At 62.2% G+C, this 24,371-nt stretch carries 13 protein-coding genes; 10 read left to right on the forward strand and 3 right to left on the reverse strand.

Features of this window, described 5'->3' with window-relative positions; genetic code table 11:
* The first annotated feature begins 91 nt into the window (after positions 1–91).
* From CLM72_RS11795 to CLM72_RS11805, 3 genes are read left to right on the forward strand one after another with little or no spacing between them, the layout of a single operon-like run.
* The gene (locus CLM72_RS11795; RefSeq protein WP_105226559.1) at positions 92–646 is read left to right on the forward strand and encodes a histidine phosphatase family protein; all 555 of its coding nucleotides are present in this window, start codon (positions 92–94) and stop codon (positions 644–646) included.
* 45 nt (positions 647–691) lie between these two features.
* Positions 692–1,447, forward strand: a complete 756-nt coding sequence (gene cobF / locus CLM72_RS11800) for a precorrin-6A synthase (deacetylating) (RefSeq protein ID WP_054898541.1) — start codon at positions 692–694, stop codon at positions 1,445–1,447.
* A 10-nt stretch (positions 1,448–1,457) separates the two neighbouring features.
* Positions 1,458–2,174 carry an alpha/beta hydrolase gene (locus CLM72_RS11805; RefSeq protein ID WP_105226560.1) on the forward strand — a complete coding sequence of 239 codons (717 nt, stop codon included), beginning with the start codon at positions 1,458–1,460 and terminating at the stop codon, positions 2,172–2,174.
* Between the two features lie 654 nt (positions 2,175–2,828).
* Here the strand turns inward: CLM72_RS11805 and CLM72_RS11820 are convergent.
* Both CLM72_RS11820 and CLM72_RS11825 read right to left on the reverse strand, forming a co-directional pair.
* Complete coding sequence (locus CLM72_RS11820) at positions 2,829–3,383, reverse strand: hypothetical protein (RefSeq protein ID WP_105226562.1); 555 nt, start codon at positions 3,381–3,383, stop codon at positions 2,829–2,831.
* Between the two features lie 72 nt (positions 3,384–3,455).
* Positions 3,456–5,267: a monovalent cation:proton antiporter-2 (CPA2) family protein gene (locus tag CLM72_RS11825; RefSeq protein ID WP_034127310.1), complete on the reverse strand. Its 1,812-nt coding sequence runs from the start codon at positions 5,265–5,267 to the stop codon at positions 3,456–3,458.
* A gap of 337 nt (positions 5,268–5,604) precedes the next feature.
* On the opposite strand from CLM72_RS11825, the gene CLM72_RS11830 reads away from it, so the two are divergent.
* The 6 genes from CLM72_RS11830 (at position 5,605) to CLM72_RS11860 (ending at position 22,751) form a co-directional block, all read left to right on the forward strand.
* Positions 5,605–16,992, forward strand: coding sequence for an autotransporter-associated beta strand repeat-containing protein (locus CLM72_RS11830; RefSeq protein WP_105226563.1), 11,388 nt, complete (start codon positions 5,605–5,607; stop codon positions 16,990–16,992).
* A gap of 472 nt (positions 16,993–17,464) precedes the next feature.
* A complete protein-coding gene (ltrA, locus tag CLM72_RS11840; protein WP_218275511.1) occupies positions 17,465–18,781 on the forward strand; it encodes a group II intron reverse transcriptase/maturase in 1,317 nt (438 codons plus the stop codon).
* 257 nt (positions 18,782–19,038) lie between these two features.
* Entirely contained in the window at positions 19,039–19,404 is a 366-nt protein-coding gene (locus tag CLM72_RS11845; RefSeq protein WP_105226564.1) for a type II toxin-antitoxin system RelE/ParE family toxin, read from the forward strand.
* Complete coding sequence (locus CLM72_RS11850; RefSeq protein WP_105226565.1) at positions 19,397–19,702, forward strand: XRE family transcriptional regulator; 306 nt, start codon at positions 19,397–19,399, stop codon at positions 19,700–19,702. The genes CLM72_RS11845 and CLM72_RS11850 overlap by 8 nt, the downstream gene beginning before the upstream one ends.
* Positions 19,703–19,835: 133 nt before the next feature.
* Positions 19,836–21,389 carry a DUF726 domain-containing protein gene (locus CLM72_RS11855; RefSeq protein ID WP_105226566.1) on the forward strand — a complete coding sequence of 518 codons (1,554 nt, stop codon included), beginning with the start codon at positions 19,836–19,838 and terminating at the stop codon, positions 21,387–21,389.
* Positions 21,390–21,431: 42 nt separating this feature from the next.
* The gene (locus CLM72_RS11860) at positions 21,432–22,751 is read left to right on the forward strand and encodes an Nramp family divalent metal transporter (protein WP_054918680.1); all 1,320 of its coding nucleotides are present in this window, start codon (positions 21,432–21,434) and stop codon (positions 22,749–22,751) included.
* A gap of 76 nt (positions 22,752–22,827) precedes the next feature.
* Here CLM72_RS11860 and CLM72_RS11865 read toward each other — a convergent pair whose 3' ends face one another.
* Positions 22,828–23,760 (reverse strand): LysR family transcriptional regulator, encoded by a 933-nt coding sequence (locus tag CLM72_RS11865; protein ID WP_105226567.1) that lies wholly within the window; start codon positions 23,758–23,760, stop codon positions 22,828–22,830.
* A 121-nt stretch (positions 23,761–23,881) separates the two neighbouring features.
* Between CLM72_RS11865 and CLM72_RS11870 the strand changes: the two genes are divergently transcribed.
* Entirely contained in the window at positions 23,882–24,370 is a 489-nt protein-coding gene (locus CLM72_RS11870; protein ID WP_105226568.1) for a DMT family transporter, read from the forward strand.
* Position 24,371: the final 1 nt, after the last annotated feature.

A 24,371-nucleotide genomic window follows, 5' to 3' on the forward strand; every position in this document is an offset into this window, starting at 1 on the left:
ATGTGCCACAGTCCTTTGCCTGTTCGTTGTGACAGGTTGAAATACGGCACCGTTTTCCCTGCGCCGCGTCCCTGAACAGAGTGAGGTGCCTATGCAAGCAACCCGATTGACTCTCGTATGTCATGCCGTGACCCCCTTGCAAAAGCAGGGGCGGTTTCCCGATGACGAATCGTTGCTGATGGATTGGCAGAATGCGCGGCTGTCACTGGCGGATCGGTTCCGCAAAAGTGTGCGCCTGATATGCGGGCCCGAAGCGCGGACTCGCCAGACGGCGACGTTGTTCGGTGACCACGCCGTGGTTGAGCCCGCGTTACGCGATGGCGATTTTGGCCATTGGAAGGGGCAGGACACTGCCCAGCTTGATCGCGATGAATTGATGACTTGGCTCACCGACAGCGCCAGTGCCCCCCATGGCGGCGAGTCGGTGGACCACATTTGCGCGCGCGTGGGCGAATGGATGAGGTCACTGGAGTGCCAACCCGGCCATGTGGTGGCCGTTACACATCCCTTGGTCATCCGCGCTGCAATGCTGTACGTCATGCAATTTCCAGTATCGATGTTCTACCTGATCGATGTCGAACCGCTGTCGCGCACCGAGCTGCGTTTCAATGCAGTCTGGCGCCTGCGCCTGGAAACTCACGCCTGATGCGTTGATCATGGCAAAATCAACGCCCCGTACTGAGAGCAACCCATGAAACGCATCCTGATCATCGGCATTGGCGCCGGCAACCCCGACTACATCACGATGCAGGCCGTGAAGGCGCTGAACCGTACCGACGTGTTCTTCCTGATGGACAAGGGCCAGAGCAAGGACAAGCTGATCGACCTGCGCCGGGAAATCTGCGACACCTACATCACCGAGCCCGGCTACCGTTTTGTCGAGGCCGACTGCCCGGAGCGTGTGCGCGGTGAAATCGACTACACCACCGCTGTGCAAGACCTCAACCGCGATAAGCAGCAGACCTTCGAACGCATGATCAACGAAGAAATGGCTGACGGTGAGGTGGGTGCGTTCCTGGCCTGGGGCGACCCGGCGCTGTACGACAGCACCATCCGCATCTTGCAGGCGATTCTTGCCAGTGGTCGCTGTGTCTTCGAGTTTGAAGTGATCCCCGGCATCACCAGCGTGCAAGCCCTGGCGGCGCAGCATAAGGTGGCGCTCAACCGTATTGGCAAGTCCATCGAAATCACCACTGGGCGCCGGTTGGCGGCGGGGCAGGCGAGTGATGCCGATACCCTGGTGGTCATGCTCGACGCCGAAGATTCCTACCGCAGTGTGGCGGATCAGGACCTGGATATTTACTGGGGCGCCTACCTGGGCACCCCGGACGAGATCCTGATCAGCGGTAAAGTGGCGCACGTGGCAGAAGAGATCGAACGGGTACGCAAGGCGGCGCGCCTCGAAAACGGCTGGATCATGGACACCTATTTGTTGCGCAAACCGTGAGGTAAACCCGATGCTTAAACAGCTTGCCCTCGCCTTGGCCCTGGTGGCCGGCGCCGCTCATGCCGACTCCGGCTTGCACACCGACTTGCCGTTGTCCTACCTGGAACAGACCCAGGGCGATGCGCGCAACCAGCCGCTGGTGATCTTCCTGCATGGGTTTGGCAGCAACGAGGAAGATCTGTTTGGCATCAAGGACGCGTTGCCGTCCACCTGGACCTACCTGTCGGTGCGCGCGCCGCTGCCGGTGGAGCCGCAAGGTTATCGTTGGTTTACCAAGACCGATGAGCCTGAGTACAACGGCGAGACCGATGAACTGTTCAGCAGCGCCCGGCTGATCAAGGACTTTGTGCTCAAGGCTACCGCCAAGTACCACACCCAAAGTGATCGGGTATTCCTGGTGGGGTTCAGCCAGGGTGCGATCATGTCCTATGAAGTGGCCTTGCGTGAACCTGACTTGGTACGTGGTATCGCTGCGCTCAGTGGCAGCGTGCTACCGGTGCTCAGGTCTGCGCTCAAACCTGATGCGTCCATGGGCAAGCTGGCGATCTTTATCGGCCATGGCACTTTGGATCAGGCGCTGCCCTTCAGCTCGGCAACGCAGGCGAACAAGGTGCTGACGGGGTTGGGGCTCAAGCCGGAGTTTCATGAGTACCCGGGAATGAATCACACCATCAGCGCAGTGGAAGTGCAGGACTTGAAAGCCTGGCTAGAAAAAAGCCTGAAGTGAAATGCGCTTGAACATGTGGGAGCTGGCTTGCCTGCGATGGCCATAGGTATCTACACAACTTCGGCACGACGCTAAATCTGTGGCGAGGGAGCTTGCTCCCGTGACGGCCTGGCAGCCGACACAGATATAACTGATGCCCCGCGATCCAATGTGGGAGCTGGCTTGCCTGCGAAGACGGCCTGACAGTCAACACAGTTGGACCGTGTACATATCCATTCCTGCGGTAACGGCCACTTAGGGTTCCGCCCTGACGGCGGCTCACTTTCGAAAAGCGCGAAAGTAAGCAAAGCGCTCTTGCCCCACCACTCGGCACCTCGCTTAGGCTCGGTGTGCCCGTAATCCGCCAGTGATTTGGGGGGCCGCCGCCACGCGCCATCCATGGCGCGGGGCGGCTAAACCGGCATCCCTGCCGGTTTACCCCCCAAATCCCTGTCGAATTCCGGCCAGCGTGGTTTAACGGGGCGCCTGAGATCAAAAGCAGATCAAGATCAAAAGCGGCTCGCTTCGCATCGTGGTTACCGTTGAGCTAACAGAGTTATGTAGATACCTATGCTGCGATGGCGGTGGCTCAGTAACAGAGTGAGTGACTGACACACCGCCATCGCGGGCAAGCCCGTTCCCACATGGGTTTTGTGTTGGCTGTAAAGAGGAGGGTTATTTGCCGCCCGTAATCTGCTTCACCAACTGCGCATGCCCCTTCACATCGTCCGCCCGGGAAATCGCCTGGATCACCAGCAAATGGTTGCCCGAACCACCCAGGAACGTGGAGTTCAAGGTCTTGCCACCGCCTTGGGTAGCGCTGCTGTCCACCTGGCGCAGGCCCAGGCCCTTGTAGGTGAGTTTCTTCTCGCCCAGTTTCTTGAAGTCGGGCATGGCGGCGCTCTGGTCCTTGACGAAATCGGCCACGGCGCCGTCGAGGAACTTCGGGTCGTTATCCTGGATAGTTGCCCCATCGTTGCGCACGGTTTCGGCGACGATCACCACACTTTTCGTCGTCGAGTTGGCGTACAGGGTGCCTTGGGTGTCAGCGGTGCCGTCTTGCGCCGTGCCGGAGGGCAGGGTGTCGGCGCTGTAGGCTTTGGGCAGTTTGAAGGTGAACTTGCCACCCAAGGTGGAGATTGTCTGTGTGGCGGGCTTGGTGGCAGCGAACACGCTGCCGGCGGTAAGCGCTAGGGCGAGCAGCATTGCGGTTTTGGTGAACGTGGCCATGAAGCACTCCGGGAATGAACGAAATTGCGGCGTATTCTGTCAGAAAATTCGCAATTTCGTTCATCCAGCCCATCACAGCTTGTCGGAGGATTCCTCGTCAAGCCTGTCCATTTCAAACAAGCGCGCCAGTTCCGCACGGGCTTCCTGGGCAGTTTGCATGACCTTGGCCGCGTCGTCGTATACCGCGTGTTGGGCGGCAAGTACCTGCTGGTCGTGGGTCTTGAAGCGGTTGATGCGCGCATCGGCCTGGGCCTGGCTCAAACCGAGGCCGACCAGGGTACGGCGGCTCATTTCCAGGCTGGAGTAGAAGGTTTCGCGCACCGGTGAAGCGTCCAGGTCCACCAGGCGGTGTACGTGCTGGCGGTTACGCGCACGGGCGATGATCTTCATGTGCGGGTAGAGGTTGCGCACCAGCTCGGCGGTCTTGATGTTGATCTCCGGGTCGTCCATGGCGATCACGAAGAATTCCGCTTGATCGACTTTGGCAGCGTGGAGGATTTCCGGGCGTTGGGGGTCGCCGTAGAACACCGGCATGCCGCCGAAACTGCGGGTCAGCTCGATGGTTTCCACCGAGGTGTCGAGGGCGATGAACGAGATGTTCTGCGCGCGCAGGATGCGCGCCACGATCTGGCCCATCCGGCCCATGCCGGCGATGACCACGCGAGGCGCATCGCTTTCGATGGCGCGGTATTCCTCGGGCACTTCCACCGGCTTGGCCTTGGGTTTGAACAGCTTCGGGCACACCAGCAACAGCAGCGGAGTCACGGCCATGGACAGGGTGATGGTGAGCACCAGCACGTCGTACAGCTGCGGTTCGAACAAGCCCTGGTCGCGACCGATCTTGAACACCACGAAGGCGAACTCCCCCCCCGCCGCCAGCACCACGCCCAGGCGCAGGGCACTTTCGCGATTGAGGTCGCCCACCATCCGCCCGACGGCGTACAGCAGCGGCAGCTTCAAGCCGATCAGCAGCAGGGTCAGGCCGATCACCACCAGTGGCGTGCTGAGCAGCAAACTGAGGTTGGCGCCCATGCCCACGCTAATGAAAAACAGCCCCAGCAGCAGGCCCTTGAACGGCTCGATCTGGGATTCCAGTTCGTGGCGGTATTCCGAATCCGCCAGCAGCAGGCCGGCGAGGAAGGCCCCGAGGGCCATGGACACGCCCACCAACTCCATCAGCCAGGCGGTGCCGATCACCACCAGCAGCGCGGTGGCGGTGGACACTTCGCGCAGGCCGGTCTTGGCCACAATGCGAAACACCGGGCGCAACAGGTAGCGCCCGCCGATGATCACCACCGCGATGCTGCCGAGGATCTGCAACACATGTTGCAGGCCCTGGGCTTCGGTGGTCGGATGATCGCTGCCGGCCAGCAACGGCACCATGGCGATCAGCGGGATGGCGGCGATGTCCTGGAACAACAGGATGGCAAAGGCCAGACGCCCGTGGGGTTGGTTGAGCTCCTTGCGTTCGGCCAGGCTTTGCAGGCCAAACGCCGTAGACGACAGCGCCAGGCCCAGGCCCAGCACGATGGCGCTGTTCCACGACTGGCCAAACAGCCATAGAGCGACCGCGCCCATCACCACACCGGTGAGCAGGACCTGAGCCAGACCGACGCCGAACACTGCCTTGCGCATCACCCACAAGCGTTTGGGCGACAGCTCCAGGCCGATGATGAACAGCAACAGCACCACGCCCAGTTCAGAGAACTGCGCCACGCTTTGCGGGTTGCCGATCAGGCCGAGAACCGACGGGCCGATGATCACACCGGCAAACAGATAGCCCAGCACTGCGCCCAATTGCAGGCGCTTGGCCAGGGGCACGGCCAGCACGGCGGCGAACAGGAACACCACGGCTGCTTGTAACAGGTTGCCTTCATGGGGCATCACGAACTCCATCGTTTACGTAGATCAACTCGGGGGGCCACAAAAATATTCCACAGCAGGGGAAATAGAGCGCTATTAGAGCGCTTTTTCACATTTTGAAACTTGTATTTTTGTCGCGACAGTCAATGGATGTTGGCTCTCATCCCATTCTTACGCCGGTTTTACGAAAGTATTAATACCATTTAATTCAATGGCTTTCGCGCGGGTCTACTAACGTTTCGAAAAACTGGATCAGTAGTCACCACGGTCAGGTGTTTCGAATTCGATGCGTGTGGATCGTTGAAACAAGGCTTGCACGCAGTCACGGATGAAAGGCTTGGACCACAAGGAGTAGAACGTGGATAGAAGACTTGCGACTGCCGCTTTACCTCGTATTTCTGCACTTTCTCTCGCGATTCGCCTCGGAGTGGCTGGGCTGGTGATGGGCATGGCGAGCCCGGATGTGTTCGCCGCCTGTACCCCGGGGAGTCCAATCGACGGCGCGACAGTCACCTGCACGGGCGCGCCGATATTGCCGCTGTTTCCCAACACCTTCAGCAGTACAGCAAACAACCTGACGGTCGACGTCAACGCTGGCGCGCAGCTCAATACACTGGTGGGTGGCATTGCGCTGAACCTGACGGGCAACAACACGACATTGAACAACGCTGGCACCATTGACCCGGCGGTACTCGGGTTGGTTTCAGCCTTGAGCGGTGGTGTGGTGATCGGCAACACGGCAGTCAATGTGCTGAACATCACCAACGCTGCCACTGGTGTTATCAAAGGTACCGGCGCGGTGCTTGGGTTGAACCTGGGCTCGCTGGGCGGCATGGCACTCAATGCCACCAACGGCGCAGGCGGCACCACCACGATTGTCAACGACGGCGTCATTGGTTCTTCCTCCTTGCTCGGTCTGTCGCTGTTCACGTCCGATACCCCGGTGGTAGCCGTGCAGGGTGGCGGGCAGGTCAATATGACCAACAACGGCGCCCTAACCGGGCGCGTGGCGTTCGAAAGCTCTGCTACGGGAAACACGTTCCGCAACACCGGCACTATCTCTGGCGGCGTGTCGATGGGGACCGCCAGTACCAACACCTTTACGGCAGTCACGGGGTCGCAAGTGACCAGTGGCGGCGGCCTCGGCTTAAGCCTTGGCGGACTGATCGGCGTGAACCTGACGTTCGCGCCCACCGGCCAGGTGGACGGCGGCGCAGGCGGCAGCAACTCGCTGATCCTTGAAAACACGACGGGCGTCGGTGGTGGCAGTACAGGCACCGGCACGGCTTCAAGTGCCAACTATGTCAACTTCAACAACCTGGCCATCAACAGTGGCACCTGGACGTTGCAGGGGCCGTTGGTCAGCGGCAGCACTACGCTCAATGGCGGTGTGGCGCAATTCAATAACAACGCGACATTTGGCAGCGGTGTGCTCACGTCTAACGGCGGCGCTATCGAGGCCACCGGCAACGGCTTGACGCTGGCTAACCTGATGACCCTCGGAACCGGTGGACTGACGGTGCAGGGGGCTGCTACCGGGCTGACCTTGAGCGGCCTGATCTCGGGCAATACTGGCTTGAACAAAGCCGGGACCGGCGAATTGATCCTCAGCGGCGCCAACACCTTCCAGGGTGGCACTACCTTGAACGCCGGCACGCTCACGCTGGGCAATGCCACTGCGCTAGGCACGGGTGCCTTGACCGTGGCGGGTGCAGGTACTTTGCAGAGCAATGCTGCGCTGACCACCAGCAATGCGATTACCTTGAACGCCAATCTGACCGTAGACGGCGTGAACCCGCTGACCCTTGGCGGGGTTGTCAGCGGTGGTTCCGGGTTGATCAAGGAGGGCGTATCGAGCCTGGCGCTTACGGGCAACAATACCTACACCGGCGCTACGGCCCTCAACGCCGGTTCGCTGGTGGTGGGCTCCAATACTGCGCTCGGCGCCAGTGTGTTGAACGCCGCGGCGGGTACCACGCTGGATGCCAGTGCAGCAGTGAGCCTGGGCAATAACCTCAACCTGGGCGGTAACCTGACCCTCGGCGGCAGCAACGCGCTGACCCTTGACGGCGTGGTGGCGGGCCTTGGCGGCTTGATCAAGAACGGGCCGGCGGATCTGATCCTCAATCAAGCGAACACTTACCTGGGCAACACTGCGCTGAACAGCGGCAAGCTGGTGGTTGGCGCCAGCGATGCCTTGGGCGCGGGTACGTTGAATGCAGCCGGGGGCACGACCCTGGACGCCAGTACCAGTGCCACGCTGACCAACGCGATCAACCTGGCCGGTAACCTTGGAATCGGTGGCAGCGCCAACCTGACCCTGGGCGGCACGGTCAACGGTGCGGGCAGCCTGACCAAAGACGGCGCGGCCGGCCTGACACTCAGCGGCAACAATAACTTCCTGGGTGGCACCACCCTGAATGCAGGCAGCCTGACCCTCGGCAGCAACACGGCGCTTGGCCTGGGCAACTTGACCGTTGGCGGCGCCGCAACCCTGGACAGCAACTCGGCGGTGGCGCTGGGCAATAACATTGTCCTCAACGCCGGGCTGACCGTCGGCGGCACCAATGGGCTGACCCTGGGCGGTGTGGTCAGCGGTGCGGGTGCGCTGATTAAGGATGGCCTGGCCAACCTGACCCTCAACGGCACCAACACTTTCACCGGAGGCACCAGCCTCAACGCCGGTACGTTGACCTTGGGCACGGCAGGCGCTTTGGGCGCAGGCCCCTTGACGGTCGGCGGTGCGGCAACTCTGGATACCAGCGCGACCTTCACCCTGGGCAACGGGATTGCCTTGAATGGCGACCTGACGCTCGCGGGTAACAATGACCTGAACCTCAGCGGCGTGATCAGCGGCGCCAGTGCGCTGATCAAAAATGGCTTGGCTGACCTGACCTTGAGCGGCAACAACACGTTTACCGGGCCATTGAATATTGTCTCCGGCAGCGTCACCACCGGCAGCGCCGGTGCATTGGGCAGCACCTCCGGCGTTGATGTCAGCGCTGGCGCTGCGCTGAACCTGGGCGTCGATTCCAGCTTGGCCGGCCTCAGTGGTGCGGGTGGCGTGGCAGTCGGCGGCGGTTTGGAACTCACCGTGGGTGGCGTGAACACCAGCAGTACCTTTGACGGTGACCTGAGCGGTGCGGGCAGCTTGATCAAGGTGGGTACCGGCACGCTCACGCTCAACGGAATCAATGGCATCACCGGTAACACGGCGATCAACGCGGGCACCCTGGATGTCGATGGTTCTCTGGGCAGCGCGTTGGTCGACGTGAACAGCGGCGGCACCCTCACCGGCAGTGGCTCGCTCTTGGGTACGGCGAATATCAATAGCGGCGGGCAGTTGGCGCTGGGCAGTGGCACGACCTTGTCGGCCGCTGGCCTGAACATGAGTGCCGGGGCCAGTCTGGATGTGGCGCTTGGCGCACCGTCGCTGACCTCGCTGATGAATGTCGGTGGCAACGTGAATCTGGCCGGCAACCTCAATGTGAGCGATGCCGGTGGCTTCGGCGCTGGTGTGTATCGCTTGATCAACTACACCGGCGGCTTGACCGGCGCATTGAACATCAACACGGTGCCGCTGGGTTATGGCCTGGGTGATCTGCTGGTACAGACCTCAGTGGGCAGCCAGGTCAACCTGGTGGTAGCGGCGCCGAATATTCGTTTCTGGGACGGCAGCAACACCATTGCCAACGGCACTGTGGACGGTGGCAACGGCACCTGGACAACGGGCGGCACCAACTGGACGTCGGCCGACGGCCTTTCCAACCAGACCTGGGGCGGCGGCTTTGCGGTGTTCCAAGGCGCGGCGGGTACTGTCAGCGTGAATGGCGTGCAAACCATCACTGGTCTGCAATTCGCTACCGATGGCTACAGCCTGGTCAATGGCACCGGTGGGCAGTTGAGCACTGGCAGTGGCAACTTCGCCGTGCGCGTCGACCCACTGGCGACTGCCACACTCGGCGTCGATATCATCGGCGCGGGCGTTCTGAACAAACTCGATACCGGCACGCTGGTGCTCAATGGCGCCAACAGCTACACCGGCGGCACCTTGCTTGATGGCGGTACGTTGGTGGTCGGCAGCAACACTGCGCTGGGCACCGGCACTCTGACCGCTGCGGCGGGCACCACACTGGACAGCAACGCCTCCGTAACCCTGGGCAATGATGCGGTACTCAACGGCAGCCTGACGGTCGGCGGCAGCAACGCATTGGCGCTCAATGGCGCCATCAGCGGCACCGGTGGCCTGATCAAGAATGGCGCGGCAGACCTGACACTCGGCGGCACCAATACCTTCCTGGGCCCTGTGGCCTTGAACGCAGGCGGGTTGATCCTGGCCAGCAATACGGCGCTGGGCGCGGGCGTATTGAACGCCGCGGGCGGTACCACCTTGGACGCCAGCACGGCGGTCACCACCACTAACGCGATCAACCTGGCGGGCAACCTGGGCATCGGCGGCACCGCTGACCTGACGCTCGGCGGCGCAATCAACGGTGCGGGCAGCCTGACCAAGGAGGGCACGGCCAATCTGATCCTCAGCGGCGCCAACGCCTACCTGGGTGGCACCACCCTGAACGCCGGTACGCTGACCTTGGGCAGCGCCACCGCCCTTGGTCTGGGCAACCTCACCGTTGGCGGCGCGGCGACCCTGGATAACACGGCAGCGCTGAGCGTGGGCAATGGCGTCGTGCTTGACGCCAACCTCGCCGTCACCGGCAGCAATGACCTGACCCTGGGTGGCCTGGTCACCGGCACGGCTGGCCTGAGCAAAGACGGCGCAGCCAACCTGACCCTCAATGGCGTCAACACCTTCCAGGGCGGCACCACCCTCAACGCCGGCACGCTGACGCTGGGCACGGCAGCGGCCCTGGGTACCGGCGCCTTGAACGTAAACGGCGCGGCCACGCTGGCCAACAGCACACCGCTGGTATTGGCCAATGCGGTCAACCTCAACGCTGGGCTGACCGTGGGCGGTCTCAACAATAACCTGACCCTGGCCGGCGTGCTGGCCGGCAGCGGTAGCCTGGTCAAAACCGGCACGGCGGATGTGAGCCTCACCGGTACTAACACCTTCAACGGCCTGTTCGATGTGCAATCGGGCAGCCTCACCACGCTGGGCAATGGGGCACTGGGTGTCGGCGCGGGGGTCAACCTGGCGAGCGGTACTTCCTTGAACCTGGGCGGCAGCGCCAGCCTGGGCGCCCTCACGGGTACCGGGCTTGCCACAGTAGGGGCCGGCAGCACCTTGAGCGTCGGCAACAATAACCTCGACAGCACTTTCGACGGCGTCGTGGCAGGCCTCGGCAACCTGACCAAAGACGGCACAGGCGCCTTGACCCTCGGTGGCCTCAGCGTGGTGACCGGCGATGCCCAGGTCAACGCCGGCAGCTTGCTCGTCAATGGCTCACTGGCCAGCGCCAATGTGGCGGTGGGCAGTGGCGCCACCCTCGGCGGTACCGGCACCTTGCTGGGTAATGTGAGCATCGCCGACGGCGGCCACCTGGCCGTCAATTCCGGCGCGACCCTCACCACCGGTTCGCTGCTGCTCAATGCCAACTCCAACCTGGATGCGGGCCTCGGCGCGCCCGCCACGGGCGGCACGGCGCTGGTGCAGGTCAACGGCAACCTGACTCTGGACGGCACCCTCAACGTCACGGATATCGGCGGCTTCGGTGCGGGTATCTACCGCCTGATCGACTACACCGGCGGCCTGACCAACAACGGCCTGCTGCTGGGCAGCCTGCCGGTGAACATCCCGGCCAGCGACCTGGACCTGCAAACCGCTATCGGTAACCAGGTTAATCTGCTGGTCAACGGCAGCACCAACGTGCAGTTCTGGGACGGCAGCCAAACCACGGGCAATGGCACCATCGAAGGCGGCAGCGGCACCTGGAGTGCAGGCGGCAGCCAATGGACCGGCGTCAACGGTGCATTCAACACCGCCTGGACCCCGAACAGCTTTGCCGTGTTCCAAGGCACGGCGGGCACTGTCACGGTTGACGGCGCGCAAGCAATCACTGGGTTGCAGTTCGTCACGGATGGCTACAACCTGGCGGGTGGCACGGCGGGGGCCTTGACCCTCTTCAATGGCACCGGTGGCAACACCGCTGTGCGTGTCGATCCTGGCGTCACCGCCACCCTGGGCGTCGCGCTCAACGGCGGTGGAACCCTGGCCAAGCTCGACACCGGCACCCTGGTGCTCAACGGCGCCAACAGCTACACCGGCGGCACCGCACTCAATGGCGGCACGCTGGTGGTCGGCAATGACAGTGCCCTGGGCAGCGGCGTATTGACCACCGCCAATGGCACCACTTTGGACAGCAACGCTGTGGTCAACCTGGCCAACAATGTGGACGTCAACGGTACGTTGACCGTCGGCGGCAGCAATGCCTTGACCCTGTCCGGCACCGTGGCGGGCACGGGCAGCCTGATCAAGAATGGCATCGCCAACCTGACCCTCAGTGGCAACAACACCTATGCCGGCCCAACCGCACTCAACGCAGGCGGCCTGATCCTGGCCTCCAACACGGCCCTGGGCAGTGGCGCCCTGAACGCGGCCGCCGGCACCACCCTCGACAGCAGCACGGCGGTCGCCCTGGCCAATACGGTCAATCTGGCTGGCAACCTGGGCATTTTGGGCACCGCCGACCTGAGCCTGAACGGCCTGGTCAGCGGTAGCGGGGGCCTGACCAAAACCGGCGCGGGCAACCTGACGCTCAACGGCGCCAACGCCTACCTGGGCGGCACGCAATTGAATGCTGGTTCCTTGACCCTGGGCAATGCGTCGGCCCTGGGCAGCGGTGCCTTGGCGGTCAATGGGGCAACCACCCTGGACACCAACACGGCGTTGGCCCTGGCCAATAACACCAGCCTGAATGCCGCGCTCACCGTCGGCGGCAGCAACGACCTGAGCCTCAACGGCGTGGTGGACGGCAGTGGTTCGTTGACCAAGGCCGGTGGCGCCAACCTGACCCTGAACGGCGCCAACACCTACAGCGGCGGCACGGCACTCAATGCCGGTACGCTGACCCTCGGCAGCACCACGGCCCTGGGCTCGGGCGCGCTGACCGTCGGCGGTGCGGCGACCCTGGCCAATAGCACGCCGCTGGTGCTGGCCAATGCGGTCAACCTCAATGGCGACCTCAGCGTCGCTGGCAGCAACAACCTGACCCTGGCCGGCGTACTCGCGGGCAATGCAGCGCTGATCAAGAATGGCGCGGCGGACCTGCTGCTGACCGGCAACAACAGCTTCAGCGGCCCACTGACCGTGGCGGCCGGCAGCGTGACCACGGCGGGTAATGGTGCGCTGGGCACCACCTCCGGCGTCACTGTCGGCAGCGGAGCGAGCCTCAACCTGGGTGGTAATGCCAACCTCAACAGCCTGGCTGGCACCGGCACGGTGCAGGTGGCGGGCGGCGCTACGCTGGCGGTGGGAGGCAGCAACCTCGATAACAGCTTTGGCGGCGCGCTCAACGGTGCCGGCAACCTGGATAAAAACGGCAGCGGGGTGCTCAACCTGAGCGGCACCAATGGCATCAGCGGCGCAGCCAACGTCAACGGCGGCACCTTGAATGTCACAGGTTCCCTGGCCAGCGGCACGGTGGCGGTGAACAGCGGCGCGACCCTGGCCGGCAGCGGCTCATTGGCCGGCGCGGTGTCCGTGGCCGACGGTGGGCACATCGGCCTGGCCTCCGGCAGCACACTGTCGGTGGGCTCGTTGGTGCTGGGTGGCAACTCGAACCTGGATGTCGGCCTCGGCACCCCGGTGCTGGGTGGCGGCACAGGCCTGCTGAATGTCGGCGGCAATCTGACCCTGGACGGTAACCTCAATGTCACCGATATCGGCGGCTTTGGCAGCGGCGTCTACAACCTCATCAACTACACCGGGGCCTTGACCGATAACGGCCTGGCGCTCGGCACACTGCCAGGCAGCGTGGTGCCGGGCGACCTGCAAGTGCAGACCGCGATCACCAGCAAGGTCAACCTGCTGGTGACTGCACCCAACACCACCGTGCAGTTCTGGGATGGCAACAGCCTGATCGGCAACGGTGCGATTGACGGCGGCAACGGCACCTGGAACGCCGGCAATACCAACTGGACCAATGTCGACGGCACCCTCAACCAAGGCTGGGTCAACAGCTTCGCGGTGTTCCAAGGCGCGGCGGGCAACGTGACGGTGGACGGCACGCAAAACATCACCGGCATGCAGTTCGTCACTGATGGCTACACCCTGGGCTCCGGCACGGCGGGCGTGCTCAACCTGGTCAATGGCGGCACCGGCAACACCGCGGTGCGCGTCGACCCCAATGCCACCGCGACCCTGGGCGTGACCCTCAACGGCGCTGGCACCCTGGCCAAGCTCGACAGCGGCACCCTGGTACTCAACGGCAATAATGGCTACACCGGCGGTACCGCGCTGAATGGCGGCACCCTGGTGGTGGGCAACAACAGTGCCCTCGGCACAGGCGCTCTGACGGCGGCCGGCGGCACCACCCTGGACAGCAACGCGGCGGTCAGCCTGGCCAATGCGGCTGTACTCAACGGTGCCTTGGCGGTGGCAGGCAGCAACGCGCTGACCCTCGACGGGGTTATCAGCGGCAGCGGCAGCCTGGTGAAAAACGGTGCGGCAGCGCTGACGCTCAATGGCGTCAACAGCTACAGCGGCGGCACTGGCCTGAACGCCGGTCAATTGATCCTTGGCAATAATGCTGCCCTGGGCAGTGGTGCCTTGACGGTCGGCGGCGCGGCGCAACTGGATGGCAGCACCGACCTGCAACTGGCCAATACCCTCAACCTGGGTGGCCCGCTGACCCTGGCCGGCAGCCACGACCTGGCCCTCAATGGCGTGGTCAGCGGCACTGGCAGCCTGGTGAAAAACGGCAGCGGCGCCTTGTTGCTGACAGGTGCCAACACCTACAGCGGCGGTACCACGCTCAACGGCGGCACCACCACGGGCAACACCACCAGCCTGCAAGGCGCTATCGCCAACAACGCGACGTTGACCTTTGAGCAAGCCACCGACGGCACCTACACCGGCAACCTCACCGGTACCGGCGTGTTGAATAAAACCGGTACCGGTGCGTTGCTGCTCAGCGGCACTAACACCTTCACCGGCAACACCAACGTCAACACCGGCAGCCTGCTGGTCAACGGCACCTTGAACAGCGCCGCGGTACAAGTCGCCAGCGGCGCGACCCTCGGTGGCAGCGGCACCCTGGGCGGTGCGGTGAACATGGCAGACGGCTCGGTGCTCCAGGCCGGCGCCGCGACGCCGCTGTCGGTGGGTTCGCTGGCCTTGTCATCGGGCACCACCCTGGACTTCGCCCTCGGCGCACCGGGTGCCTCCAGTACGGCGGTGAACGTGGCGGGCAACCTGACCCTGGACGGCACCCTCAACGTTAGCGATACGGGCGGCTTCGGCGTCGGCGTGTACCAACTGTTCCGCTACGGCGGCAGCTTGACCGATAACGGCCTCACCTTTGGCACCTTGCCGGTGGCCCTGGGCAACCTGAGCCTGCAGACGGCGCTGGCCAACCAGCTCAACCTGGTGGTGCAAACCGCGCCAGGCCAGATCCAGTTCTGGAACGGCGGCACCACCAATCCCGATGGCACCATTACAGGTGGCAGTGGCACCTGGGGCCCGGGCACCAACTGGACCGACCCGACCGGCACCCAGGGGCAGGCGTCCACCAACCAGTTCGCGGTATTTGGCGGGCAGGGCGGCACCGTGACCGTGGTCGGCAACCAAGGCTTCACCGGCCTGCAAGTGCTGGACGCCGGCTACGTGCTGACGGCCGGCGAAGGCGGCAGCTTGAGCCCGACCAACGCGGCGGATGGCAGCCTGGCGGCGGTGCGAGTCAATTCCGGCGTGACTACCCAGATTGATGCACCGCTGGTGGGAACCGGCGGCATCAACAAACTGGATGCCGGTACCTTGCTGCTGACTGGCGCGAATACCTACACCGGCGGCACCACCGTCAGTGGCGGTACGCTGGCGGGCACCACCACCAGCCTGCGTGGCAGGATCCTCAACAACGCGCGGTTGTTGTTTGCCCAACGCACCAATGGCCAATTCAGCGGCACCTTGAGCGGTACTGGTGCGCTGATCAAGCAAGGCGCAGGCGCGCTGTTGCTGACCGGCAACCAGCCGTTCAGCGGCACCGTGGCGGTGGAAGAGGGCGTGTTGCAAGTGGGCAACGCGGCCAACCCAGGCGCCGTGCTCGGTGGCCAAGTCACCGTGGCCAACGGTGCGGGGCTGACCGGTAACGGCAGTGTCGGTTCGCTGGTCAACAACGGCTCGGTGACGCCCGACAGCGGCAAGCTGACCGTGGCCGGCAACTTCACCAATGCCAGTACCGGTGCGCTGAACCTGGTGATCACCCCATCCACCACCGGCTCCCTGGCCGTGGGCGGCACCGCCAACCTGGGCGGCACCTTGAATGTGGTCAACCTGGCACCCTATGCCGGCGCCACCACCTATACGCTGCTGACCGCGGGCGCAGTCAACGGTACCTTTGCCACCACTAATCTGGAGAACCTGGCTTTCCTTAATACCGCATTGAACTACAGCCCAACCCAAGTGGCCCTGGCGGTCAGCCGCAACAACGTCAGTTACGCCAGCGTGGCGGCCACCGGTAACCAGCGCGGCGTGGCGGCGGCGTTGGGCACAGGCACCGCAGTCGGTGGCGCAGCGGTGCAAAACGCACTGCTTAATGGAGATGTGGCAGCGGCACGTGCAGCCTTCGACAGCTTGTCCGGCGAAATCCACGCCAGCACCGCCAGCGCCATGCTTGAAGATTCGCGTTACGTGCGTGACGCGGTCAACGAGCGTCTGCGCCAACCCGGTTGCTACCGCGAGGACGATCCGCGCAATGCCCTGGCACCTAGCGAGAACCACCTGAGCAGCGCCGGTTGCCACGGCGAGATGGTCGGTTGGATGCGCGTGCTCGGCACCTGGGGCCATATGGGCGGTGACAGCAACACCGCCAAGCTGGACCGCAACCTCAGCGGCTTCCTGCTCGGCACCGACAAGCAAGTGGACGATGCCTGGCGCGTGGGCGTGGCCGCCGGCTACACCCGCAGCGACCTGGACGCCAAGCGCCGCAATTCCAGCGCCGATGTGGACAGCTACCACCTGATGGCCTACACCGCCTACCAGCAGGAAGCCTTCGCCGCACGCATGGGCGTGGCGTACAGCTGGCATGACGTCGAAAGCAAACGCAACGTGGCCGTCGGTGGCGAGGGCCAACGCCTCAAAGCCGATTACAAGGCACGCAGTGCGCAGGTGTTCGGTGAAGTCGGCTACACCATTCAAACCCCTAGCGTGGCCCTGGAACCGTTCGCCGGCCTGGCCTACGTCAACTACGACAGCGACACCATCAAGGAAAAAGGCGGTTCGGCAGCCCTGCGTGGCGATGCCGACCAGGACATCACCTACTCGACCTTGGGCGTGCGCATTGGCCAGACCATCACCCTGGGCAACGGCTCGAAAATCACCCCGCGGGGCAGCATCGGCTGGCGCCATGCCTTCGGTGATACCAAGCCCGACGCCGACCTGAGCTTTATCAATGGCGGTGGCTCGTTCAGCACCCAAGGCGTGCCGATTGCCAAGGACAGCGCAGTGGTGGAAGCGGGGCTGGATTACCAGATCAGCCAGAACGGCAGACTCGGCCTGGGCTATTCGGGCCAACTCTCGCGTAACGACAAGGACCACGCAGTGACCGTGAGTTTCTCCCTCGGTTTTTGATCACGGCCGAGTTTTTTGAACCGCCCGAAAGGGCGGTTTTTTTGTGCGCCCAGCATGGGCGCAATCTTGTGGGTGAAAGTCCCGCCGTGAGCTGACCACAGCGAACGAAGTGAAGCGCAACTGCACGAGGGTGACCGAGTGTGGGGAGGAAGCGTGAATCGAAACCGCGAGCCGATGGACAAGAATCGGATATAAGGCGAAGCCGATCAGGGCGAGCGAGCAAAAGATCGCGAAGCTCTTGTGGTCAAGGATCAGGCTGCGTAAATCCGGCGGTTGTGCGGGGAAGGATTGCGTTCTTACCTGGGGAGATCTCGCCTTGCGCCTGAAAGGGCGACGGCGCAAGCCGGAGCGAGAAGTCAGCAGAGGCCGTAGTAGTCTTTTTTTTTTTGACGAAGGGCCGAACGAGAGAGAGCGTTATAGGCCATGTTGATGCGAGAAACCGGAAGTCAGATGCCTGCCAAACGCGGGGCGGATGGAGATAACGAGCGGTGAAGCCGTGAGAAGTCCTGTCAGCGACGAGGTCAATCGCCCGCAAGATGAACCCGATAACGCAGGGCAAGGGCTGCTGGAACGGGCCCTTGAGAGAGAGAACCTGAAACGGGCCTGGAAGCGGGTTAAGGCTAACAAAGGCGCAGCGGGTGTGGATGGTCTGGGCATTGACCAGACTGCCGAACGTTTGCTGTGCCAATGGCCTGAGGTTCGTGAACAGCTCATTTCAGGCGCCTACCGGCCCAGTCCGGTAAAGCGTGTGGTAATTCCCAAGCCTGACGGTGGCGAGCGCGAACTGGGTATCCCGACGGTCACCGACCGGCTGATACAGCAAGCGCTGTTGCAAGTCCTGCAGCCACTTATTGATCCAACTTTCAGTGAATACAGCTACGGTTTTCGGCCAGGACGATGCGCTCAGGATGCTGTTTCGACGGCTCGGCGCTACGTATCTTCAGGCCGAAAAGTAGTCGTGGATGTTGATCTGGAGAAGTTCTTCGACCGGGTTGATCACGACATTCTGATTGATCGCCTCGGCAAACGGATTGCTGATCGCGCCGTTCTACGGCTGATCCGGGCTTATCTGGATGCGGGAGCGCAGATCAATGGAGTGGTCGAGAAAAGCCGTTGTGGGGCGCCGCAAGGCGGCCCGCTGTCGCCACTGTTGGCGAATGTGCTGCTGGACGAAGTGGACCGAGAGCTTGAACGCCGAGGCCATTGTTTTGTGCGTTATGCCGACGACGCGAATGTGTATGTTCGCAGTAAGAAGGCTGGGCACCGAGTGATGGCGTTGCTGAAACGTCTGTATGGAAAGCTGCACTTGATCGTCAACGAGAGCAAGAGCGCGGTGGCGAGTGCGTTTGGCCGTAAGTTTCTGGGCTACGAATTTTGGCTTGCTCGTGACGAAGTCAAATACGCGGTATCTCAGAAGGCACAAAAGCAATTCAAACAACGTATCCGACAGCTCACCCGACGTTCATGTGGCCGCAGCTTGCAGCAAGTCATCGACTTCCTACGTCCCTATTTGTTGGGTTGGAAAGCCTACTTCAAGTTGTCGCAAACACCCGGTGTCTGGCGTGAATTGGACAAATGGATACGGCATCGACTTAGGGCGATCCAACTCAAGCAATGGAAGCGAGGGACGACAGTGTTTCGAGAGCTAGTAGCCCTTGGCGCGAGTAAAGAAGTCGCCCAGAAAGTGGCATGCAACACCCGTCGCTGGTGGGATAACAGTCGATGGGCGTTGAATTGGGTGCTTAATCTCGCGTGGTTTGATCGCTTGGGACTTCCACGCCTCTCCTGACCTCAATCTCTCGAACCGCCCGGTGCGGACCCGCATGCCGGGTGGTGTGGCAGGGGAGCGGCCTATGAAGGCCGCCCCCTATGCCGATTGGAGGATTTTTTGAAGAAGTACGTTGGTTCATGAAAGCAGGGCATTTATTGCTCACCGGGCAGCCTGAAGGATGTGAATACAATTTCTTCCGGAACACGGCTGGCGACCAACCGATGTCGGCCTAAAGTTATGCACTTGAGTTTATATTCCTTGGGTGGCATATTTGCATGGTCTGGGACGTTGAATACACGGATGAATTCGAAGAGTGGTGGGATGGCTTGGATGCAAAGGAGCAATCGTCGGTGGCTGCCAGTGTTGATTTGCTGGGGCTGTTCGGGCCTGGGCTGCGCTTTCCCCATAGCAGCGATATCAAGGGGGCTCGGCACGGCAACCTGCGAGAGTTGCGGGTACAGCATGCAGGGCGACCTTACAGGGTGTTGTATGCCTTCGATTTTCGGCGCCGTGCAGTGTTGCTGATAGGTGGCGATAAAACCGCACAGCACCGTTGGTACTACGAGTACGTACCCTTGGCAGAGAAGCTGTACGACGTACATTTAGACTCATTGCGTAAAGAGGGCCGTGACCATGGCTAAGAAATTCGCGGAACTGAAAGCTCGCATGACACCTGAGGCGCGCGCCGATGCCGAGCAGATATTTCAGCAACACTTGAAAGAAATGCCGCTGCATGAGTTGCGCAAAGCCCAGCAACTGAGCCAGGCAAGCCTGGCAAAGGCATTGAATATCAACCAGGCAGCGGTTTCGAAGATGGAGCGTCGTACTGATATGTACATCAGCACGTTGCGTGACTACATACGTGCGATGGGGGGCGAGCTGGAAATCATCGCCACTTTTCCGGATGGCCAGGTCAAAATTGACAACTTTGCCTGTTGAAGTAGCTGGGCTCTTCGCCAGATTCAGGCTATTCCCATTGTCCTGAGCGTGGCGAACGCTGGTCAGGATTCACCTTCCTTGTCGGCTCTGTTTGTTACTATCGCCATCCCTTGCCGCCAGGAGTCACCGCCCCATGCAACACCAGTGGGATGAAATGCACCGCACCCGCAAACCCACGTTCGTCTTGTGTGGCGAGCCCCAGGGGGATGTGCTCAATCTCTATGTTCACGGTTATTCGGCCTTCTTCAACCGTCAGCAACTGGGCAGTTTCAAGGAGCAACTGGCCGGTATCGAAGGGTCGACCAACCTGATGTTGTTCTGGCCGGCGGGGCATTTTCTGGAAAACCTGTTCGCACCGTTCAAGGACGTGCTCACCTCGTTGCTCGGCGGTGGCGGCCTGGGCGCGGCGACGGTGGGCGTGGGCAAGGCCATTGCCTATTTTCTCGACCATTACAAAAGTGTCGAGGCACGGGTCGATGAAGTGGCCAAGACGTTATTGCCAGAGCTGGCCGGCTACCTGCACGACCAGTCGCTGCCGGTACGGCGCATCAACCTGATCGGCCACTCCCTGGGCGCGCGTATCCTGGTCAAGAGCTTGCTGGCCAGCCCCGAGATCGCTCGCGAACTGCCGCTCGATAACCTGTTGTTGATGGGCGGGGCGATTTGTACATCGAGCCCCTGGGATGATGTGTCGGCGCCGCTCAAGGGGCGGTTGATCAACTGCCACTCCAGCAAGGACTGGGCGCTGGCCATGAAACCCGATACCGAGCGTTGCATTGGCCGCTATGCGATTGACGTAACGCCCGCGCTCAAGTCCAAGGTCACCAATGTGCACCTGGCCAGCTTCGATCATGCCGCCTATTGGCCGCAGTTGAAGACGGTGGTGCAGTACACCGATTTGCTGCAGGAGCGGCGCGGCATGATCCGTGTGGACTCACGCAGCAGTGAAGTGCGTTTTGCCGAAGCGGACGTGGACCTGTACCCGGCATTGGTGCAAGCGCGGCCGGAGGAGCTGAAGTTTCTTGCCGAACTGATGGCGCAAAAGCGCAGTGCCGCGATTGATGCCAGTGTGCGCGAGCCGTTGAAACTGGCCATCGAATTGCAGCGCATGGGCGGTGATAGCTTTATGAACCTGGCCCGTGGCCATGGCGTGGGCTATCGCCAGATTGCCGAAGATGTGGCGCAACGCCTGGGTATCAAATTCGACCAACCACTTGAGCACGTGGCGCTGGCAGAGATCGAAGGGCAGGTCGCAGAAACACTGATCGAGCAGTACAAGGACAAACTCAGTCGCGCTGATCGCCAGGCGTTCGAGGCCGAACTCAAGGCGGCTGCACAAAAAGAGCAGGGGCTGTTCAACCGTTTTGATCTGGGGCGTTCGGCCACCACCGCCTTGAGCGGCACGGCGTTGGCCGGGCTGACCGGGTTTATCCTGCGGCGCGGTGCGGCCACGGCGATTCCGGTGGTGGGCCAGGCGCTGGCTGCGGCGATGTTGCTGGTCAGCGGCGTGCGAGCGTTTTCCGGCCCGGCGTATTCGATCACCACCCTGGCGGTACTGGTGATCGGCGTGATTCGCCAGCGCATGGAGCGCGAGGCCCTTAACCAGGAACTGGAACTGGTGGTGCAAGTGGTGGAAGCGTTTGACCTGCCGCGAGACACGGTGATGCGCACGGTCGCGTCCGACTGATAAGCTGCTGCCCAAGTCTTGTGTATTTGCCTGGAATACCGCGTGAAATTCAGCCTGCCGAAAATCGCTACCGCCCCGTTCTGCCCGCCGGAAGTGGCCGGCTCTGTCGCTGTTGATCCCAAGGCCTCGTTTTTTAAACGGGTGCTGATGTTCGCTGGCCCCGGCCTGTTGATCTCAATCGGCTACATGGACCCCGGCAACTGGGCAACGGCCATTGAAGCCGGTTCACGCTACGGCTACAGCCTGTTGTTTGTGGTGCTGCTGGCTAGCCTGGCGGGGATGGCGGTGCAGTGCCTGTGTTCACGGCTGGGTATCGCCACTGGCAAGGACCTGGCGCAACTGTGCCGTGAGCGCTACAGCCAGCGCTCTGCTCGTACCCAATGGGTGTTGGCGGAAATCTCCATCATCGCCACAGACCTTGCCGAAGTGCTCGGCTGCGCCCTGGCGTTTCACCTGTTGCTGGGCGTGTCGCTGACCACCGGCATTGTCATCACTGCTTTCGATACGCTGTTGATCCTGGCCCTGCAAAATCGTGGTTTTCGCCGCCTGGAAGCGATCATGCTGGCGCTGGTCGCCACCATCGGCGTGTGCTTTTTCATCGAACTGGTGCTGATCAAACCCTACTGGCCCGACGTGCTCAGTGGCTTCACTCCGTCACTGTCGGCTATCAGCGATGCGGCGCCGTTGTACTTGGCCATCGGTATTCTCGGCGCGACGGTCATGCCTCATAACCTCTACCTGCACACCTCCATCGTGCAGACCCGCCTGATCGGCAAGGACCTGGCGAGCAAACAGGACGCGGTCAAGCTGGCGCGTATCGACACCATCGGCTCCCTGGCCTTGGCGCTGTTGGTCAACGCCGCCATCCTGGTGCTGGCGGCTGCAGCCTTCTACAAGACCGGCCATACCGATGTTGTGGAGATCCAGGACGCCTATCACCTGCTCGATCCCTTGGTCGGCGGTGCTTTCGCCAGCATTCTGTTCGGTATAGCCTTGCTGGCTTCGGGCCAGAGTTCGACCTTTACCGGCACCATTGCCGGCCAAGTGATCATGGAGGGTTACCTCAACCTGCGCATACCCTGCTGGCAGCGCCGCCTGATTACCCGTGGGCTGGCGTTGATCCCGGCGTTTCTAGGCGTATGGCTGATGGGCGATGATGCCATCGGCAAGCTGCTGATTCTCAGCCAGGTGGTCCTGAGCCTGCAGTTGCCCTTTGCGCTGTACCCGCTGATCCGCATGACTGGCGACAAGCAATTGATGGGGCCATTCGTCAACCGGCTACCCACGCGGCTGCTGGCGTGGTTTTTGTTCGCGGTGATCAGTGGGGCGAATGCGTGGTTGATCGGGCAGTGGGTGTTCTGAGCTAGGATTGAGTCATGTGCTCGTTTTCTCAACCCCGCCTTCGAACAGTTTGCGCTCCATCAGGGGGCGGTCACACTCACCGATCCCAATACGGCACCGTCCCAAAACACTCCACGAAATAGTCGATCACCGTGCGCACCTTCAACGAGAGCCTGCGGCTGCCCGGCCACAACGCGGCGATCTGTTGGGGCTCCAGGGTTGTCGCGACCTCATACTCACTCAGCACCGCCTGCAAGGTGCCGGCGCGCAGGCTTTCGCCAATCAGCCAGGACGGAAACACCACCAGGCCCAGGCCCTGTTCGGCGGCGTGGGTGAGGGTGTCGGCGTGGTTGCCGGTGATGGGACCGCTGACGCTATAGGGGGTCCAATCGCCCTGGCCGCGGCGGAAGAACCAGCGCTGCTGACCGGTGATGCCTTTGTAGGCCAGGCAGTGGTGGTGGGCCAATTCGTCGGGGTGGCGCGGCGTGCCATGCTGGGCCAGGTAGGCGGGGCTGGCGGCGATGCGAAAGCGTTGCGGCGCGAAGATGCGCGCCTGCATGCCCGAGTCATTGAGCACGCCGATACGAAACAGCAGGTCGGTGCCGTCTTGCAGCGGGTCGACGAAGGTGTCGGTCTGCTGGATATCCAGTTGCAGCTTCGGGTAACGCCGGCACAGCCCTCCCAGCCAGGGTGAAAGGTGACGCTGGCCGAACACCATTGGCGCGTTGATGCGCACCAGGCCACTGGGCTCGCTGTCTTGCTCCTGCAGGGCCTGGTTCGCGGTCTCCAGTTGTTCCAGTAGCAAGCGCGCGTGACGGCCCAGCAGGCGGCCGGCTTCGGTGGGGCTGACGGCGCGCGTATGGCGGTAGAGCAATTGCTGGCCGACGGCCTGTTCCATCAGTTGAATCTGCCGCGAAATGGAGGAGGGCGCCAGGCTTTCGCGGCGGGCCACTTCGGAAAAGCTGCCCTGGTCCAGCACGGCCACAAACAGGCGTAGCGCCTTGAAGCTCAGTTCATTCAAGCCCTGCATCATCTCTCCAGGCTGTGCGTTTTGCGCAAAGGTGTTGTCCGCATATTCCCATTTATCGCACAACACGGCCACCGGATAATGCGCGCCATGTTTTTCCCTTCTTGAGATACACGGGTGATGTATGCAGACACGTTCTACCGAAGGCTTGGCGCAGGCCAGGCCGAGCAATAACCTTTTACGGCTGCTGCTGTTGCCGTTGGTAATTCTGGCGGGCATGGGCCTGTCGGTGGAGGCCGGGTTGCTCGGGCCATTGGGCGCGCAGGTCGGGCATTTGTGGGCGACGTTGAGCATCTTTGGTGTTGGCACGGCGATTCTGTTTTTGCTGCTGCTGTTCAGCGGTCCGCAAAAGGGCCCGGCCTTCACGCAACTGCCGCGCTGGCAGCTGATCGGCGGGTTTCTGGGGCCGATGTACGTGGTGGTATTGACCCTGGCTACACCGCACATCGGCATCGCGATGACCATGATCGCGATCCTCTCGGGCCAAGTGGGCAAGAGTGTGTTGATCGACCACTTCGGCTGGTTCGGCACGGCGCGCAAACGGGTCAATGGCGACCGCTGGATCGCGTTAGCGTTGATTGTGGCGGCTCTGGTTCTGATTGCACGAGGCTAAG

Origin of the sequence: Pseudomonas sp. MYb193 (assembly GCF_002966775.1) — a bacterium.
GTDB lineage: Bacteria > Pseudomonadota > Gammaproteobacteria > Pseudomonadales > Pseudomonadaceae > Aquipseudomonas > Aquipseudomonas paracarnis.

Excerpts from the sequence above, each read along its gene's own strand:
- CLM72_RS11795 (WP_105226559.1), top strand. The coding sequence starts at position 92 with ATGCAAGCAACCCGATTGACTCTCGTATGTCATGCCGTGACCCCCTTG.
- cobF (WP_054898541.1), top strand. The coding sequence starts at position 692 with ATGAAACGCATCCTGATCATCGGCATTGGCGCCGGCAACCCCGACTAC.
- CLM72_RS11805 (WP_105226560.1), top strand. The coding sequence starts at position 1,458 with ATGCTTAAACAGCTTGCCCTCGCCTTGGCCCTGGTGGCCGGCGCCGCT.
- CLM72_RS11820 (WP_105226562.1), bottom strand. The coding sequence starts at position 3,383 with ATGGCCACGTTCACCAAAACCGCAATGCTGCTCGCCCTAGCGCTTACC.
- CLM72_RS11825 (WP_034127310.1), bottom strand. The coding sequence starts at position 5,267 with ATGCCCCATGAAGGCAACCTGTTACAAGCAGCCGTGGTGTTCCTGTTC.
- ltrA (WP_218275511.1), top strand. The coding sequence starts at position 17,465 with ATGGAGATAACGAGCGGTGAAGCCGTGAGAAGTCCTGTCAGCGACGAG.
- CLM72_RS11845 (WP_105226564.1), top strand. The coding sequence starts at position 19,039 with ATGGTCTGGGACGTTGAATACACGGATGAATTCGAAGAGTGGTGGGAT.
- CLM72_RS11850 (WP_105226565.1), top strand. The coding sequence starts at position 19,397 with ATGGCTAAGAAATTCGCGGAACTGAAAGCTCGCATGACACCTGAGGCG.
- CLM72_RS11855 (WP_105226566.1), top strand. The coding sequence starts at position 19,836 with ATGCAACACCAGTGGGATGAAATGCACCGCACCCGCAAACCCACGTTC.
- CLM72_RS11865 (WP_105226567.1), bottom strand. The coding sequence starts at position 23,760 with ATGCAGGGCTTGAATGAACTGAGCTTCAAGGCGCTACGCCTGTTTGTG.
- CLM72_RS11870 (WP_105226568.1), top strand. The coding sequence starts at position 23,882 with ATGCAGACACGTTCTACCGAAGGCTTGGCGCAGGCCAGGCCGAGCAAT.